Origin of the sequence: Veillonella parvula, assembly GCF_001553335.1 — a bacterium.
GTDB lineage: Bacteria > Bacillota > Negativicutes > Veillonellales > Veillonellaceae > Veillonella > Veillonella parvula_S.
This window is the reverse complement of the sequence record NZ_KQ960785.1, coordinates 132430-149701: the sequence shown is the minus strand read 5'-3', so window position 1 is coordinate 149701 and position 17272 is coordinate 132430. Positions and strand designations below refer to the sequence as shown.

The window sequence follows — 17272 nt, the reverse complement described above, 5'->3', positions numbered from 1 at the left end:
TATTTGTCGCAATATATTTTACAATTCATCATATCTTTTTAACCTTTACATAGTTATTTACATGGTTAAAATACGTTGTGGTTTAATCCTATTTTTCTCAAACGAGTAGTCATTGATTCAATTAAGTTTATAAACTTTGATATTAATTGAATATAGTATTGATACAATATAATATATTTTATAGACAGTAAAACTATAATAGCTTATGATGGTTTTATAATAGTTTTTCTCACTAGGAGGTACCAAATGGCAGTAGATGTTTCTAGAACACAAGATGTGTATAAAGATGCTGGCCAAAGTGTCAACTTCACCACTTTGTTATTAAACCGTAAAGATTATGAGGCAGAACTTGAAGTGATTCAAGATATGGCAGATCGTATTCAAGCCATTAAACGTTCTGTTAGTATTCGCGCTAATGGGGAAGGTTTGGGCATTGCCTTTGGCTTTAGCCGTAAGGCATGGGATTATTTGTTCCCTAATGCACCGGTACCAAAAGAGTTAGAAGACTTCCAAGGCATAAAAGGTGATAAACAAGATGTACCAGCTGTAGCAGCTGACTTATTTTTGCATGTCCGCTCTAATGATGAATCTGTTACGTATACTGTAGTAGATCAAATTATGGAGTTCTTACGCCCTATTACATCTGTTGTAGATGAGACCCATGGCTTCCACTACGAACAAGGTCGTGCGATTATTGATTTCGTTGATGGTACGGAAAACCCTGTTGGCCAAGAGGCTGTAGAGTGGGGCGTTATTGGAGATGAAGATCCTGAATTTACTAATGGTTCTTATGCATTTGCACAGAAATATGAACATGATCTTGATGCATGGCGTGCACTTCCTACAGAAATGCAAGAAAAATTCATTGGTCGTCGCAAATTTAGTGATATCGAATTGGAGGATGATGAAAAAGATCCGGCAGCTCATAATGTAGTGGCTCAAGATAATCGTGATGATGAAGAACATAAGATCGTTCGTATGAATGTTCCATTTGCTCAACCTGGTCAAGGTGTTCGAGGCACATACTTTATAGGTTATGCTCGTTACTGGGATGTGACCAAAACAATGCTTACCAATATGTTTACACAAAATGATAAATTGCTTGATTATTCCAAGCCTATTACGGGCATGCTATTTTTCATTCCGTCTCTTGATACATTGGATGCTATTGCAGAAGGTGAATTATAAGGGATTTCTGATTGATAGTGGAGACTAAACATTTATCTAATTAGTTAGTAATGTTTAGTTTTATCTATCAGATTAAAATTTATTATATAATTCTATAGAAAGCGCCCCAAGTGGGCGCTTTTATGCTATAATAAATCTATTAAACTCGTAAAAATCCATTGTAGTTATAAATGAGGTATTCTATGAATTATACTAGCACCCGCGGTACCGTTGCGGTAAATGAAACATATGCATTGTTGCACGGATTGGCAGAGGATGGTGGCCTATATGTACCATCTTTATTCCCTACAAACTGCTTAACTTACAATGATGTGAAAGATAAAAACTACCAAGAAGTAGCAGCCGTTGTTTTAGCAAAGTTGTTTCCATGCTTTTCCGAAGCTCATTTAAATGAAATGATTAATTCTGCTTACTGCGATGCTAATTTCAGCACCCGTGATATTGCACCATTACACTCTTTATTGGAAAAGGTTTCTGTATTGGAACTATTCCATGGTCGCACACAAGCTTTCAAAGATATGGCTTTGTCTTTATTTCCATATCTCTTAGTAGCTGCTAAAGAGGCCGAGGGCGAGAAAAAAGAAGTTCTTATCTTAACCGCTACATCTGGTGATACTGGTAAAGCAGCTCTTGAAGGCTTCAAGGATGTACCGGGAACTCATATTCAAGTATTCTACCCGACTGATGGCGTTAGTCCTATGCAAGCGGAACAAATGCAAAAACAAGAAGGGGAGAATGTTAATGTTACGGCTATTCATGGTAATTTTGACGATGCTCAACAATTCTTGAAACGCCTCTTTGTTGATAAAGCGACTGCTGAAGAGGTTGCTGAAAAAGGGGTTATGTTCTCCAGTGCGAACTCTATCAATATTGGTCGTTTAGCTCCACAAGTAGTTTACTATGTAAATGCCTATGCTGAACTGGTTGCACAAGGTGCAATCCATGAAGACGAAGCTTTCAACGTTGTAGTTCCAACTGGTAACTTCGGTAATATTTTGGCTGCTTACTATGCTAAAAAAATGGGGATTCCTATCGGTAAATTGATTTGTGCATCTAATCAAAACAACGTACTTACTGACTTCTTTGAAAATGGTACCTACGATATGAACCGTCCATTCTATACGACGATTTCTCCATCCATGGATATTCTTGAATCCTCTAACTTTGAACGATTCTTATATTATATTTCTGGTGAAGATAGCGAACGCACAGCCGGATGGATGAAAGATCTTAAAACAACAGGCAAATTAACTGTTAATGAAGAAGAGTTTAAACGTGTTAAGACTGATTTTGCTGGTGCCTATGTGGATGATGAAGAAACGAAAGCAATCATTGAACAAGTATACAATTCTTACGGTTATGTAATGGATCCTCACACGGCGGTTGCTATGGGGGCGTATATGAAGGAGTTGGAGAAGCATCCTGAAGATGGCGCTCGTCATACAGTGATTGCATCTACAGCACATCCATTTAAATTCCCTACACCAATCTGTGAGGCATTGGATATCAAGGTAGGCGAGACTCCTTATGAAAGCTTAGAGAATATCTCTGCTGTAACGGGTGTTGCCTTCCCTAAACAATTGAAAGCCTTACAATCCAAACCATTGCGCTTTACAAAAGCAATCGACAAAGAGAATATGAAACAAGAAATCTTAGATTTTGTAGATACATTCTCTAAATAATACAATGCCGCCTTTCATTAGAAGGGCGGCATATCTATATGTTTTTTATTGAGTAATTATTTTTTATTGATTAACCAATTAAATTCATTTTCTCATTAAATTAACATTCATCATATATGATATGGAATTTTGTTAGTATGTATTGATGTATCCATTATTTATAGAAATATGGATTTATAATTATATAGAGAAATATAATTATAGGAGGGGCTATGGCTAAAAAAGGCCTTATATATGCATTGTTATCTGCACTTTTGTTTAGTACGATGAATGTATTCGTAAAACTGTTGGGGACGAATATTCCACCTGGGGAGATCGCTTTTGCCCGTGGATTCTTTGGGACTGTTGCTGTGCTCATTATCATGTATGTGAAGGGAATCCGTTTTTCAAAAGAGGATAGAGGGCTCCTCGTCATGCGTGGCCTATATGGCGGTTTTGGCATGGTATGTAATTTTATCGCTTTGGTACACATAAAATTATCTGATGCAACAATTTTATTTCAGACGACTGGAATATTTGTTTTTATCTTTAGTGCGCTGTTTCTGAAGGAATCGATACCAAAAGGGGCTGGTAAATGGCTCGGAGTCATTTTGATTGCTGTCTTAGTAATGGTAAATCCTTTTAGTTATGAATCATTTTCTTGGTATGCCTTGGTAGCAATTTTAGGTGCTGCTCTGGCGGCGGCGGCTTATACGACAATACGAACTATTAGTAAACGCGGACAACATAGTAATTTTGAAATTATGGCCTATTTTATGATCACTGGTATGATTGCGGGCCTCGTCACTACAGAACAGCTCGTTATGCCTCAAGGTACAGATTGGCTCATTATCTTTGCTATCGGTGGTATTAGTGTAGTGGCTCAGTTTTTCTTGACCGGAGCCTTTGTTACGACCAATGCTGTAGTGGCTCAATTCTTGCAATACGTTGGCGTATTTATTAGTTCCTTCTACGGGTTCTTGATCTTTGGTGAAAGCTTATCTATAGCAACAGTGGGCGCTGGTATTGCCATGTTTATATCTTCTGTTATGTTGGCTCGTCTTAAAGAACAGAGTGGTCCATTAAGAGAGGGCAAGGTCATAGAGGATAAAATCAAATAAATGTCGAATATATACAATATCAGATTGTATATGACAGTGGGGTGCTGATTACATTCGTGATTAGCACCTTTTTACATAAAAGAGATAATACAAGGGTATTAGTTAGTGATTTGTGGTAATGAAATATACTAGAGCTCTTTCATTTTGAAAGTAGCTACAGACGGAGGAGCTATGTATATAAAATGGATGCATATTGAAAACTATAGGAACTTAGCCGATGTAACGCTAAGCTTTCACAATGATATTAATTACTTTGTCGGTGAGAATGCGGTGGGTAAGTCTAATTTTCTAGATCTCTTAGAAATTATCATGGAGTGCCATGGGTTCATTGAAAGTGATTTCACGGATGTAAACAAGCCTATCCGCATTGATTTTGAAATATCTTTAGGTGAGTTAAATTATAAAAGCATGTATACTGCTGATGAAGGCCCCACCTACCGTTTACGACTTGAACAAGTCGTACAAGAGGTATATCCACGATTATACAGAGTCACTGATGCAGGAATTGAACCTATGGCGTTATCTATGATTCGTCATGCCTTATATGTGTGTCATCGCGATACATCAGAGCAAGAGCTATTTTCTATACCCTCTGCTGTATATGTTGAATTAGGACATCTCTTACAAGCTTATGTATCTCGATTAGAAATGGCGACTGATGATTTGCAGCGTGAAATTGTCAGTTTACGCAAGGATTTAGATCCCTATTGTATGCTCAATATTCAACACCTTATAGAGGTGTTGTCGACATCTTCTGCTATAGAACGCAAGTATTCTGCTGATAATGTGCGTTTAATAATGGCTGTGGCTCTTAAAATTTTAGCTCAAATTTATATGAAGGTGAGTAGTGCGACTACAAATCTAGAAGCTTTACTTGTATATGATGGAAAAGGTCGCAAGTTTTTACCAATCTTTATCAGTGTGGATGAGCCAGAGCTACATTTAAGCCCTTATTTGCAACGCGCTGTGCTCAATTATTACCGCCAAATTGCAACTAATGAAAATGAAGAATTCTTAGCGTTGTTGCGAGATGTATTTAAAATTGATGGATTGTTAGGACAACTTTTTGTAGTTACACATAGTACAGATGCGCTTGTTGATGATTATCGGCACATTATTCGCCTTTATCGGAATGAAAATAATATGGTCTGTGCAGCCTGTGGGGTTACGTTTAACTTCCCTAAAGAGGTAGAGAAACATTTGATTATGCATTTTCCAGAGGCTAAGGAGGCGCTCTACGCTCGGTGTATTATCATTGTAGAAGGAGAGACAGAGTACGGTAGCTTTGCAGGTTTTGGTAAACGATTGGGTGTAGATTTTGATTACTTTGGCATCTGTCTTATCAATGCCCGAGGAGAGTCTTCTATTAGTAAATTACAAAAATTATTTAATAGATTCTCTATTCCAACAGTAGCTCTCTATGATCGAGATGTAGAGGGAAAGTATGCAAAAGCACATAGCAATATATTTTACACACAAGAAATTTGTTTTGAAATGGATTTTGTATCGTATTTGCTTGCGATGCACAAGCGTTCCATAATGGATGCCATTATCAAGGATATTATTGATGATGCTCGGCCAATGGTAACAAAGGACATGGCACGTCGAGGTTATGCAAAACTAGGTATTACTAAAAGTCAAATTGTACAACGATGTTTATCGAATATTTCGGATCGTAAGTTAGATGATTTACATATTTATTACTTCTCTTGGTTCTATGCCAATAAAGGGGTAATTGTAGGGCGTCGTATTAGTCAATTCTTAGATGCTTCCATGATACCACCTGCATTTATTGCAGTAATAGAGCGTGCTAAACTTCTTTCGCTAGGTTTAGGTTAATGGAGCAATACATTATTACATCTAATTAATAGAGTCTGACCAAAGTTTGGTTAGGCTCTATTTTTTAGTATGTAACATAGCGTTTTAGAGTGTAGGCATAGGAAATATGGTGTAAAAAATACGCATGATACGTGATTTATTACAATAATAGATAGAATTATGTAAAACTATATTAACTAAATTATAAAAACTACATCGAAATTTCTTGACATCTTTTTATCTTTATTTTATGATTAGTACTGTTATTAATGCATTCTCAATTAAACGTATCTAGGAGTATGAAAATGAAAGACTTTTTAAACGACTTTAAAGCATTTGCTTTCAAAGGCAATATGATGGACCTAGCTATTGGTATGATTATTGGTGCTGCTTTCACAGCATTGGTTAATTCTGTTGTAAACAACCTATTCATGCCTGTTCTCAGTGTATTCACAGGTGGTATTGATTTTAGTAATTTGTATTTGCCATTGAGCACAGGTTCTAAAGATGCATTCATGGCTGGCGCTGATATTGCTACAGCTCGTGCAGCTGGATCTGTATTGCCATATGGTACATTTATTACTGATTTGATTCAATTCTTGATTTTGGCATTTGTTGTATTCTTGATGGTCCGTGGTTTGGCTAAAATGATGAAATCCGCAAAAGAAGAGGAAGTTGCAGAAGCACCTACAACGAAAGAATGTCAATTCTGTAAATCTGAAATCAATATTAATGCAGTTAAATGTCCTAACTGTACTGCAGATTTGAACTAGTTCAAATTTAAATTATACATAAAAGGAGTGAGGTTTTAGCCTTACTCCTTTTTGTTGTATTACGTTAGCTTTCTAGTATAAAATATAATTATAATATATAGAATTTTTTAGGGAGGGATATATATGGAAAAGAAACCTCTAGTAGTAGTAAATGGACTGGTTCGCAAAGATGCGATTGCATATTTAAAAGAGCATGTAGATGTGCGCCAATGGACTGAAAAAACAGTGATGCCTCGTGAGGTACTGAAGGAATGGCTCGTTGATGCAGATGGTTTATGGTGTGTACGACCTTTAGATGTAGATGCTGATCTTGTAAAGAATGCGCCAAATTTAAAGGTTATAGCACAAGCGGCCGTAGGCTATGATAATGTAAACATTGATGAACTAACAGCAGCAGGCATTCCTTATGGCAATACACCAGGTGTTCTAAATGAAACGGTAGCAGAACTTGCATTTACCTTGATTGCCACGGCTAGTCGTCGTATTATAGAAAATGCTAACTTTGTAAAAGACGGTCGTTGGGCTCAAAGACCTTCTAATATTAAAGGTTTTGATTTAAGTCGTCGCACTCTTGGTATCATTGGCATGGGGGCTATCGGCGTGTCTATTTCTCGCCGCGCCCGTGCGTTTGGTATGACTGTTGTATATCATAATCGTAATCAACGCTTGGATGATAAGATTCACAAGACTACTTATATGGAGCTAGATGACCTTTTAGCTACTAGTGATGTAGTTTGTGTTATGGCTCCATTGACAGATGAAACCTATCATATGTGTGATGAAGCATTCTTCAAGAAAATGAAGAATACTGCATTATTCGTTAACGTTGGTCGTGGACCTATCGTAGATACAAAGGCACTTATCAATGCACTTAAAACGGGTGAAATCGATTATGCAGCCCTCGATGTGACGGATCCAGAACCATTACCCGTGGATCATCCATTATTAGATGTAGAAAATTGCCTCATTGTACCACATATTGGCTCTTACACAGATAGGACTCGTTATGACATGTCTATTTTGACAGCAGATAATATTATTGCCGGCGTTCATAAGAAACCGTTAAAAACATGTGTGAACGAAGAAGTGAACTACAAGAAACCTCAAATGGATGTAGAGTCTGCGCTAGAAGAGCTTAAAAAGGCTGGCGTTGATTTAACCGATTTCGACTAACAGTGCAAGACATTAAAAGATATGCGGTTTTATACAAAGTATGGTAAAATAAAAGAATATTTTTCCTATGGAGGTAAGAACGTTGGAACATAAAGACATTGAAAAAGATGTAGCTCCTGAAGAAGTTGTATCTGTTAACTTTATTGAAGCTATTATCAACAAAGATAACGAAACTGGCAAATACGGTGGGCGTGTATTGACTCGTTTTCCACCAGAACCAAATGGTTACTTGCATATTGGACATGCTAAATCTATTTGCCTAAACTTTGGTATTGGTAAACAATGCAATGGTTTAACAAATCTTCGCTTTGATGATACAAATCCTGTAAAAGAAGATGTCGAATATGTAAACTCCATCATGGAAGACGTTAAATGGCTTGGATTTGAATGGAATGAACAACCACGCTATGCATCTGATTATTTTGGCCAAATGTATGAGTATGCTAAGAAATTAATCACGCTTGGCAAGGCTTATGTAGATGATCAAACTGCAGATGAAATTAAACAAAATCGTGGCGATTTCTCTACTCCTGGTGTCAATAGTCCATACCGTGATCGTAGTGTAGAAGAAAATTTGATGCTCTTCGAAGAAATGAAAGCTGGTAAATATAAAGATGGGGAAAAGGTATTGCGTGCAAAAATCGATATGGCGCATCCTAATATCGTAATGCGTGACCCTGTTATTTATCGTATTGTAAATACAGAGCATCATAATACGGGTAATGAGTGGAAAATTTATCCTATGTATGATTTTGCCCATCCTATTGAAGATGCTATCGAACGTATTACGCATTCTATTTGTACATTAGAATTTGAAGTTCACCGACCATTATATGATTGGGTGTTAGAGGAATGGGATGATACTGAAATCCCTCAACAAATTGAATTTGCTCGTTTAAATGTAACTAAAATGGTTATGTCCAAACGTAAATTACGTGCTCTTGTTGAGGCTGGACTCGTAGCTGGTTGGGATGATCCTCGTATGCCGACAATTTCAGGATTGCGCCGCCGTGGTTATACACCAGAATCTATTCGCGATTTCTGTGAGCGCATTGGTGTAGCTAAGGCTGATAGTATTGTTGACATTGCTTTGCTTGAGTTCTGTATCCGTGAAGATTTGAAATTCAAAGCTACACGTCCTATGGTTGTTATTGATCCTGTGAAAGTTGTTATTACAAACTATCCAGAAGGTCAAACTGAACTTTGTACCATTGAAAACAACCCTGAAAATGAAGAACTTGGTAATCGTGAAGTTGTATTTGGCCGTGAAATCTATATCGAACGCAGTGACTTTATGGAAGAACCAGTTAAGAAATTTTTCCGCTTAGCACCAGGCAAAGAAGTACGCTTGAAAGGAGCTTATTTCATTACATGCACTGATGTTATTAAAGATGAAAATGGTAATATTACAGAAATTCACTGTACATATGATCCTGAAACTAAGAGCGGTAGCGGTTGTACACGTAAGGTTAAGGGCACATTACATTGGGTTGAAGCGTCTACTGCAGTAGATATTGAATCCCGCTTGTACGATTACTTGCTAAAAGAAGATTCTGATGGTAAGGACTTCTTAGGTGATTTTAATCATGAGTCCTTACAAGTATTCAAGAGTAAAGGGGAAGCATGCCTTGCTACAACTGTACCAGGGGATCATTTCCAATTCTTGCGTCAAGGTTACTTTGTTACTGATAAAGACAGTACTTCAGACCATATTGTAGTGAACCGTATTGTTGGTTTACGCGATAGTTGGGCTAAGGCACAAAAAAAATAGCATAACGCATTATATTAATGCTTTCATGAGGAGAAAAATGAAAAAAATAGTACTACTTGCTACGGTAGCGGCTGTGTTGGTATCTATGCCTGCTACGGGTTCCGCAGCGAATATTAAGTCCATTTTAAATAGAAGTCAAACTGTAACATATCAAGGTGTTAAATTGCCTGAAGGCGTTACTATGTATCAAAATAATCCTAAAGCGTTGTTTGCTGGGGAGGGCAAAAAAGATATTAAGTCTGTACTTCTTGAGGCGGGCGCGTCTTCTGCAGATGTATATACATTAAATATTAAAAACGAGAATGAAATGCAATATGCTGTTTATGCTAATGTTGTGTTAGGAAAACAGTTATCCAGTCGCATGAGTGAAGCAAAGTATATGAATACAGATTCTTCATCTCTTGGAGCCTTAGCAGCTGCTATTAACAATGGCGATAGCCCTGTACTTGGTACTTTCACGGTAATAAATCCATTGGCAAAACAAGGCAATGCCTATGAAGGCACATTGAAATATAAAAGCATAGCTAATAATAATTCTTATAATGAGATATTACATATTAGTATTTCTGAAGATAAATATACAGGACCAAATGCTCATTTAATTGCTGTTGACGAAGCTAATGATAGTGTTGTATTCCCTAAAGTTAAAGGTTTATTACATACCAAATAATTAATAATTATTGAAAATATATATCAAATATTCTTGACAATTTTTCTCATCAAGAGTACTATGAGCCTATAGGAATTATTCTCATTAGAGGAAATTCTAACGATGTGCAACAGGCAGGTACTATTATGATGAATTCAATTGACCATATCATTGGATATCATTGTGCACCGGCAATTCGAGGTATTAAGCTATCGAACTTGGTTTCTATTCCACGGGACATGAATGAACAAATCCAATTTGTATTGATAGAGTATAATAAAGCGTTCAATGAAAAAGGATTGTTCTTCTTTGAATTATGTCGTTGTAAAGCGCGAAGACTATTATTGGTATTCCGTGAGAAGCAATTAAGAGACTATGTACGGCAACCTGCGGTGATGTTATTTTTGAAAGCCTACGGTTATCATGATCGAATGAGCATTATGGAGATGCTTGAACATCTTAGATATCGTATGGAAGTAAGCATTGAGTTTCCACATGAAATCGGCATTTTTCTAGGTTACCCATTAAAGGATGTGAAATGTTTTATTTCCTATCGTGGTGGGGGATACCGAATGTGCGGAGAGTGGAAAGTTTACCATGATGTGGTAAATGCACAACGCTCTTTCTTGTGTTACAAAGCATGTCGTGAATTTTGTCAAACTCAATTGATGTTGGGAAAAACATTTAGTTCATTGGTCGCAAGAACGGCCTAGGAGGTACAAGATGATTGGTGTAATTTTTTGGTCCGGTACAGGAAATACAGAACGCATGGCTTATGAAGTAGCTGAAGGTATTAAAGCTGCAGGTCAAGAAGTTGAAGTAAAATCCGTTTCTGAAGTATCTGTTGATGAAGCAGCCGCTTATGAAAAATTAGCTCTTGGCTGTGCTGATATGGGTGCAGAACAATTAGAAGAAGGCGAATTTGAACCATTCTACACTGAACTAGAAGGCAAGTTGAGTGGTAAAAAAATAGCGATCTTTGGCTCCTATGGTTGGGGTGGTACTTGGTTGGAAGACTGGGGCACTCGAATTAAAGATGCTGGTGGCGAATTAGTGGCTGATGGCGTAGCAATCTTGGGCGAACCTGATGATGATGGTAATGCACAATGCCAAGAATTAGGTAAAACATTAGCAAACGCTTAATTTGATTTTAATTACTAACATAAATACTAATAGTTAATAATAAAAGGTTGTAATGACGATAACTCGTTATTACAGCCTTTTTTGTATGTACTTATGATTGATATGATGGAGCAAAGGTCATTAAAAATTTTGATATCGATAAGTAAATGTGATGAAAATCATAATATTTATTTATCTTTATCTCTATGTGTGTATATAAGCACATAATTATAAATAACTTTAATGCATAATTATATTGCATTTTTGTACACATAGTCCTATAATTTAGTTAAAGAACCTAACAAAAATTTAGGTTAATACAAAAATAGTTAGGGTTAATTCTATATTAGCTATTAACCGGGCTAGCGTAATTTAAACTGGAAAGGTTAATCTATGACATTGAAAGAGGGGTTATTTCAATGAGTACATTAGAGCGAATAAAAGTCATAGCCCATGGATTAGCGGTACAATTTGGCCCATCCTGTGAAGTATTGATTCATGATTTACAAGGGGATATTAATTCGTCTCTTGTATATATTGAGAATGGAACTATAACTAATAGACATGTTGGTGATGGTCCATCGCATGTGGTTTTAGATGTGCTGAGCCATGACGATGGTAGCGAGGGCAGATTTGGTTATCTTACAAAGACTAAAGATGGTCGAATATTAAAATCTTCTACCATGTATATTCGTGATGATACAGGTCGTATAGCATACTTGTTGGGGATTAACCAAGATATAACAGAGTTTGTTATGATGTATCGACTTTTGGATAGTTTGGTCAATACAGGTCAGGAAGATGCAGGATCTGTTGAAAAAATTACGACGAGTGTATCGGAACTATTAGATGATTTATTACTAGACGTAGAGCGTTTAGTTGGTAAACCAGGACCATTGATGAATAAGGTGGAACGCTTAAAAGCTATTACCTATTTAAACGAAAAAGGGGCTTTTCTTATCTCGAAGTCTTCTGAGAAGATAGCAGAGTATTTTAATATTTCTAAGTTTACTCTTTATAGTGATTTAAATACTGTAAAGGAAGAATCCTAGGAGGCAAATATGGAACGAATTCAGTGGAAACGTAATACAATGGCACCATCAAGTGACAAGTTTTTGTCCGTTATGGATGTTAGAGAGGTTAAGAAAGCTAAAGCGTTTCATGAAAGTTTTCCACAATATAGCGTTACTCCACTTGTATCGCTTAAGAATTTAGCGTCTTATATCGGTGTTGATGCACTCTTTGTAAAAGATGAATCCTACCGATTTGGCCTTAATGCATTTAAGGTATTAGGCGGCTCCTATGCGATGGCAAAATATGTGGCGCAACAAACTGGTAAAGCTGTTGAGGATGTACCATATGATGTATTAACATCTGCAAAATTAAAAGAAGAGTTTGGTCAAGCTACATTCTTTACTGCCACTGATGGTAACCACGGTCGCGGTGTAGCATGGGCAGCTAATAAATTAGGTCAAAAATCTGTAGTATTTATGCCAAAGGGCTCTACAGAATATCGTAGAAAACAAATCGAAAACGAAGGAGCTACCGTAACAATCGAAGACTTCAACTACGATGAGTGTGTACGCTTAGCAACCAAAAAGTCTAAAGAAGTTCCTAACGGTGTTGTAGTTCAAGATACTGCCTGGGAAGGTTATGAAGAAATTCCAAACTGGATTATGCAAGGCTATGGCACCATGGCTATGGAAACAGCCAATCAATTAGAAGCTGATAATTGTAAAGTTCCTACACATGTATTTGTACAAGCTGGTGTAGGTTCCCTTGCCGGTTCTGTAGTGGGTTACTTCACTAATCTATACAGCAATGTGGCTAAAAAACCTAAATTAGTTGTTGTAGAAGCGGCAGCTGCAGCTTGTTTATACAAAGGTGCTGTAGCTGATGATGGTAAACCTCGTATCGTAGAGGGTGATTTAGAAACAATCATGGCAGGCTTAGCTTGTGGTGAACCGAACACAGTTTCTTGGGATATTTTGAGAAATCATGCAGATGTATTCGTTTCTGCGCCTGACTGGGTGGCACGTTTAGGCATGCGCGTTGGCGGTGCACCGATTAAAGGCGATACTCCAATTACTACTGGAGAGTCTGGTGCAGTTCCATTAGGTCTTGTAATGGCAATTATGACAATGCCGGAATATGAAGACTTACGGAAAGAGTTAGAACTAGATGCGTCTTCAAAGGTACTCTGTTTCTCCACTGAAGGTGATACGGACCCTGAAAGATATAAAAATATTATGTGGTATGGTGAAGATCGTTAGGAGGCATTAATTATGGATTTACAAGCAATTAAACAAGCAGCGGCAACTTATGGCCCAGCGATGACAAAGTTTTTACGTGAGATCGTAGCATTCCCAGGTGAAAGTGCTGAAGAAAAAGATCATGTAAAACGTATAGAACAAGAGATGAAAGATCTAGGATTTGATGAAGTTGAAGTAGATCCTATGGGGAATATTCTTGGATATATGGGTACAGGAAAAACCCTCATTGCCTTTGATGGACATATTGATACAGTTGGTATTGGCAATCGTGATAATTGGGATTTTGATCCATACGATGGTTTCGAAGACGAAACTAAAATTGGTGGTCGTGGCGTATCTGACCAATTGGGTGGTATCGTATCCGCTGTATACGGCGCTAAGATTATGAAAGATTTAGGACTTCTAAGTGATAAATATCGTGTACTTGTTGTAGGCACCGTACAAGAAGAGGACTGTGATGGCCTTTGCTGGGAATACATGATTAAAGAACGTAATATCCGTCCTGAATTTGTAGTATCTACAGAACCAACTGATGGCGGTATCTATCGTGGGCAACGTGGTCGTATGGAAATTCGTGTAGATGTACAAGGCGTATCTTGCCATGGTTCTGCTCCTGAACGCGGTGACAACGCAATTTATAAAATGGCAGATATACTTCAAGACATCCGTGAATTGAATGCTAACTCTGCTGATGAAAGCACAAAAATTAAGGGCCTTGTTAAAATGCTTGATCCAAAATTTAACCCTGACCACTATGAAGAAGCTCGCTTCTTAGGTCGCGGTACAGTAACTACTTCCCAAATTTTCTATACTTCTCCAAGCCGTTGTGCAGTAGCTGACTCCTGCGCTATTTCCTTGGACCGTCGTATGACTGCTGGTGAAACTTGGCAAAGTTGCTTGGCAGAAATCGAAGAATTACCACATGTTAAAGAATATGGTGCGAAAGTATCCATGTACGAATATGCTCGTCCATCTTGGACTGGTTTAACCTATCCAATCGAATGCTACTTCCCAACTTGGGTAATTCCTAAAGATCATAAAGTAACAGAAGCTTTGGAAGAAGCATACACTAGCTTATATGGCAACGAACGTATTGGTGCAGAAGATACAGTTGAAATGCGTAAAGCTCGCCCATTAACTGATAAATGGACATTCTCCACAAATGGTGTATCTATCATGGGTCGTAATGGCATCCCTTGTATTGGCTTCGGTCCTGGCGCAGAAGCACAAGCACATGCTCCTAACGAAATTACATGGAAACAAGATCTTGTAACATGTGCCGCTGTATATGCATTGTTACCATCCGTATACTGCAAAGACTAATATCACATATATTGAATTAGATCTATTTTAACGAAAATAACTGAAAATAGTTGATATTAAGAATTTCATATGGTACCTCAACATTTGATGAGGCATCGTATAAAGTTAGATCCTAAGTAGCCCTTTAGGGAATTGAAAGAGAGGACTTACAGATGACAGACTTCAATAAAAGTATTGAAACACTACAAGGCTTAGATGTTAGTAAAATGTACGGCGAAGATTTCTTCCTAACTTGGGAAAAATCTGATGACGAATTAAAAGGTGTTTGGGCAGTAGCTGATGCATTGCGTGCTCTTAGAGAACGCAATATCTCCACTAAAGTATTTGACAGCGGTCTTGGCATTTCCTTATTCCGCGATAACTCTACAAGAACTCGTTTCTCCTTTGCTTCCGCTTGTAATTTGCTAGGCCTTGAAGTTCAAGATTTAGATGAAGGCAAATCTCAAATCGCTCACGGTGAAACAGTTCGTGAAACAGCTAATATGATTTCCTTTATGGCAGATGTTATCGGTATTCGTGATGATATGTATATTGGTAAAGGGAATGCTTATATGCATCAAGTATCTGATGCAGTTAAAGAAGGTCATGAAGATGGTGTACTAGAGCAACGCCCAACGCTTGTAAACCTACAATGTGATATTGACCATCCTACACAAATCATGGCTGATACAGCTCATATCATCAAAGAATTCGGCGGTGTAGAAAACCTTAAAGGCAAAAAGATTGCTATGACTTGGGCATACTCCCCATCTTATGGTAAACCTTTATCCGTACCTCAAGGTGCTATTGGCTTATTCACTCGTCTCGGTATGGAAGTTGTATTAGCACATCCAGAAGGGTATGAAGTAATGCCGGAAGTTGAAGAAATCGCTAAGAAACAAGCTGAAGCTAGCGGCGGTTCATTCCGTAGAACTAACGACATGAAGGATGCTTTCAAAGATGCAGACATCGTATATCCTAAGAGCTGGGCTCCATTCGGTGCAATGGAAAAACGTACAAAACTGTATGGTGAAAATGATCATGAAGGTATTAAAGCATTAGAAAAAGTTCTTCTTGAAGAAAATGGTAAACATAAAGATTGGGCATGTACGGAAGAGATGATGAGTCTCACAAAGGACGGCAAAGCTCTTTACTTACATTGCTTACCAGCAGATATTACAGGTGTAAGTTGTGAAGAAGGCGAAGTAGATGCAACAGTATTTGATCGCTACCGCATACCTCTTTATAAGGAAGCAAGCTACAAACCATATGTTATTGCAGCTATGATTTTCCTTAGCAAATTTAAAAATCCTGTAGAAACCTTAAAAGAATTAGAACGGAAGGGAACCGAACGAGTTCAACCGTAAAGTAAAGTTTAGGGGCCATCCGTATTGATGGCTCCTTTTATTCTTAATAGTTTGTTATGAGGCATAACATGAAAAAGAGAGTTGTAGTAGCATTAGGGGGAAATGCATTAGGCAATTCCTTACCAGAACAGAAAATTGCTGTAAAAAGTACAGCTAAAACAATTATTGATTTAGTAGAAGCTGATTGTGATGTAGTGGTAACACATGGTAATGGACCTCAAATTGGTATGATCAACAATGCGATGGCTGCATTGACTCGTGAAGTAGAAGGTCAACCAAACACTCCATTATCTGTATGTGTAGCAATGAGCCAAGCTTATATTGGTTATGACTTACAAAATGCTCTTCACGAAGAGCTCTTAAATCGTGGTATAAAAGATTTGCCAACAATGACTATGGTTACACAAGTACTTGTTGATCAAAATGACCCAGCTTTTCAAAATCCTACAAAACCAATTGGACACTTTATGACTCAGGAAGAAGCTGAATACGCAGAAAAGAATTACGATTATGTGGTAAAAGAAGATGCGGGACGTGGTTATCGTCGTGTGGTGGCATCTCCAGCACCAAAAGAAATTATTGAACTAGAAGCAATTAAAGGTTTAGTAGGTAAACAATTAATTGTTGCTTGTGGCGGGGGAGGTATCCCAGTAACTAAAGAAGGTAATGAACTTCATGGTGCAGCTGCTGTTATTGATAAAGATTGGACTAGTAGTTTATTGGCCCAAGAAATTGATGCTGATGTTCTCGTTATTTTAACAGCTGTTGAAAAGGTTGCCATTAATTTTGGTAAAGAAAATGAAAAATGGCTTGATGAAATAACCGTTACACAAGCTAAAGAATTTGTATCAGCTGGTGAGTTTGCAGAAGGCTCGATGAAACCAAAGGTAGAAGCCGCTATAGCATTTGCAGAATCCAAAAAAGGCCGTGTTTCAATTATCACATTATTAGAGAAATCTAAAGATGGTATAGCAGGAAAAACAGGCACACGTATCGTATTATAATAATATATAAGTTTATAAGTATGCATTTCAACGAATCGTTGAGGAGGTGC

The 17272-nt window shown here is 37.5% G+C and carries 15 protein-coding genes; all 15 read left to right on the top strand.

What is annotated here, in order from left to right; genetic code table 11:
• The first annotated feature begins 246 nt into the window (after nt 1-246).
• Nucleotides 247-1188, top strand: coding sequence for a Dyp-type peroxidase (locus HMPREF1865_RS03670; protein WP_004698572.1), 942 nt, complete (start codon nt 247-249; stop codon nt 1186-1188).
• A 182-nt stretch (nt 1189-1370) separates the two neighbouring features.
• Nucleotides 1371-2870, top strand: coding sequence for a threonine synthase (gene thrC, locus HMPREF1865_RS03665; RefSeq protein ID WP_060919226.1), 1500 nt, complete (start codon nt 1371-1373; stop codon nt 2868-2870).
• Nucleotides 2871-3082: 212 nt separating this feature from the next.
• Nucleotides 3083-3970 carry a DMT family transporter gene (locus tag HMPREF1865_RS03660; RefSeq protein ID WP_004696559.1) on the top strand — a complete coding sequence of 296 codons (888 nt, stop codon included), beginning with the start codon at nt 3083-3085 and terminating at the stop codon, nt 3968-3970.
• A 171-nt stretch (nt 3971-4141) separates the two neighbouring features.
• A complete protein-coding gene (locus HMPREF1865_RS03655) occupies nt 4142-5809 on the top strand; it encodes an ATP-dependent nuclease (RefSeq protein ID WP_060919225.1) in 1668 nt (555 codons plus the stop codon).
• A 284-nt stretch (nt 5810-6093) separates the two neighbouring features.
• A complete protein-coding gene (mscL, locus tag HMPREF1865_RS03650) occupies nt 6094-6561 on the top strand; it encodes a large conductance mechanosensitive channel protein MscL (RefSeq protein WP_004696554.1) in 468 nt (155 codons plus the stop codon).
• Between the two features lie 123 nt (nt 6562-6684).
• Nucleotides 6685-7734 carry a 2-hydroxyacid dehydrogenase gene (locus HMPREF1865_RS03645; RefSeq protein WP_060919224.1) on the top strand — a complete coding sequence of 350 codons (1050 nt, stop codon included), beginning with the start codon at nt 6685-6687 and terminating at the stop codon, nt 7732-7734.
• Between the two features lie 82 nt (nt 7735-7816).
• The gene (locus tag HMPREF1865_RS03640) at nt 7817-9505 is read left to right on the top strand and encodes a glutamine--tRNA ligase/YqeY domain fusion protein (RefSeq protein WP_060919223.1); all 1689 of its coding nucleotides are present in this window, start codon (nt 7817-7819) and stop codon (nt 9503-9505) included.
• Nucleotides 9506-9542: 37 nt separating this feature from the next.
• The gene (locus HMPREF1865_RS03635) at nt 9543-10175 is read left to right on the top strand and encodes a hypothetical protein (protein ID WP_060919222.1); all 633 of its coding nucleotides are present in this window, start codon (nt 9543-9545) and stop codon (nt 10173-10175) included.
• Between the two features lie 104 nt (nt 10176-10279).
• The gene (locus HMPREF1865_RS03630; RefSeq protein WP_008714331.1) at nt 10280-10867 is read left to right on the top strand and encodes a DUF3793 family protein; all 588 of its coding nucleotides are present in this window, start codon (nt 10280-10282) and stop codon (nt 10865-10867) included.
• Between the two features lie 10 nt (nt 10868-10877).
• The gene (locus HMPREF1865_RS03625) at nt 10878-11297 is read left to right on the top strand and encodes a flavodoxin (RefSeq protein WP_004696544.1); all 420 of its coding nucleotides are present in this window, start codon (nt 10878-10880) and stop codon (nt 11295-11297) included.
• A gap of 398 nt (nt 11298-11695) precedes the next feature.
• Nucleotides 11696-12328, top strand: coding sequence for a helix-turn-helix transcriptional regulator (locus tag HMPREF1865_RS03620; protein WP_060919221.1), 633 nt, complete (start codon nt 11696-11698; stop codon nt 12326-12328).
• A gap of 9 nt (nt 12329-12337) precedes the next feature.
• Complete coding sequence (gene dpaL / locus HMPREF1865_RS09515; protein ID WP_004698734.1) at nt 12338-13549, top strand: diaminopropionate ammonia-lyase; 1212 nt, start codon at nt 12338-12340, stop codon at nt 13547-13549.
• 12 nt (nt 13550-13561) lie between these two features.
• A complete protein-coding gene (locus tag HMPREF1865_RS09510) occupies nt 13562-14872 on the top strand; it encodes a YgeY family selenium metabolism-linked hydrolase (protein ID WP_004698551.1) in 1311 nt (436 codons plus the stop codon).
• A gap of 152 nt (nt 14873-15024) precedes the next feature.
• Nucleotides 15025-16218, top strand: a complete 1194-nt coding sequence (gene ygeW / locus HMPREF1865_RS03605) for a knotted carbamoyltransferase YgeW (protein ID WP_004698646.1) — start codon at nt 15025-15027, stop codon at nt 16216-16218.
• A gap of 68 nt (nt 16219-16286) precedes the next feature.
• A complete protein-coding gene (arcC, locus tag HMPREF1865_RS03600; protein ID WP_060919220.1) occupies nt 16287-17222 on the top strand; it encodes a carbamate kinase in 936 nt (311 codons plus the stop codon).
• Nucleotides 17223-17272: the final 50 nt, after the last annotated feature.

Excerpts from the sequence above, each read along its gene's own strand:
- HMPREF1865_RS03670 (WP_004698572.1), top strand. The coding sequence starts at position 247 with ATGGCAGTAGATGTTTCTAGAACACAAGATGTGTATAAAGATGCTGGC.
- thrC (WP_060919226.1), top strand. The coding sequence starts at position 1,371 with ATGAATTATACTAGCACCCGCGGTACCGTTGCGGTAAATGAAACATAT.
- HMPREF1865_RS03660 (WP_004696559.1), top strand. The coding sequence starts at position 3,083 with ATGGCTAAAAAAGGCCTTATATATGCATTGTTATCTGCACTTTTGTTT.
- HMPREF1865_RS03655 (WP_060919225.1), top strand. The coding sequence starts at position 4,142 with ATGTATATAAAATGGATGCATATTGAAAACTATAGGAACTTAGCCGAT.
- mscL (WP_004696554.1), top strand. The coding sequence starts at position 6,094 with ATGAAAGACTTTTTAAACGACTTTAAAGCATTTGCTTTCAAAGGCAAT.
- HMPREF1865_RS03645 (WP_060919224.1), top strand. The coding sequence starts at position 6,685 with ATGGAAAAGAAACCTCTAGTAGTAGTAAATGGACTGGTTCGCAAAGAT.
- HMPREF1865_RS03635 (WP_060919222.1), top strand. The coding sequence starts at position 9,543 with ATGAAAAAAATAGTACTACTTGCTACGGTAGCGGCTGTGTTGGTATCT.
- HMPREF1865_RS03625 (WP_004696544.1), top strand. The coding sequence starts at position 10,878 with ATGATTGGTGTAATTTTTTGGTCCGGTACAGGAAATACAGAACGCATG.
- HMPREF1865_RS03620 (WP_060919221.1), top strand. The coding sequence starts at position 11,696 with ATGAGTACATTAGAGCGAATAAAAGTCATAGCCCATGGATTAGCGGTA.
- dpaL (WP_004698734.1), top strand. The coding sequence starts at position 12,338 with ATGGAACGAATTCAGTGGAAACGTAATACAATGGCACCATCAAGTGAC.
- HMPREF1865_RS09510 (WP_004698551.1), top strand. The coding sequence starts at position 13,562 with ATGGATTTACAAGCAATTAAACAAGCAGCGGCAACTTATGGCCCAGCG.
- ygeW (WP_004698646.1), top strand. The coding sequence starts at position 15,025 with ATGACAGACTTCAATAAAAGTATTGAAACACTACAAGGCTTAGATGTT.
- arcC (WP_060919220.1), top strand. The coding sequence starts at position 16,287 with ATGAAAAAGAGAGTTGTAGTAGCATTAGGGGGAAATGCATTAGGCAAT.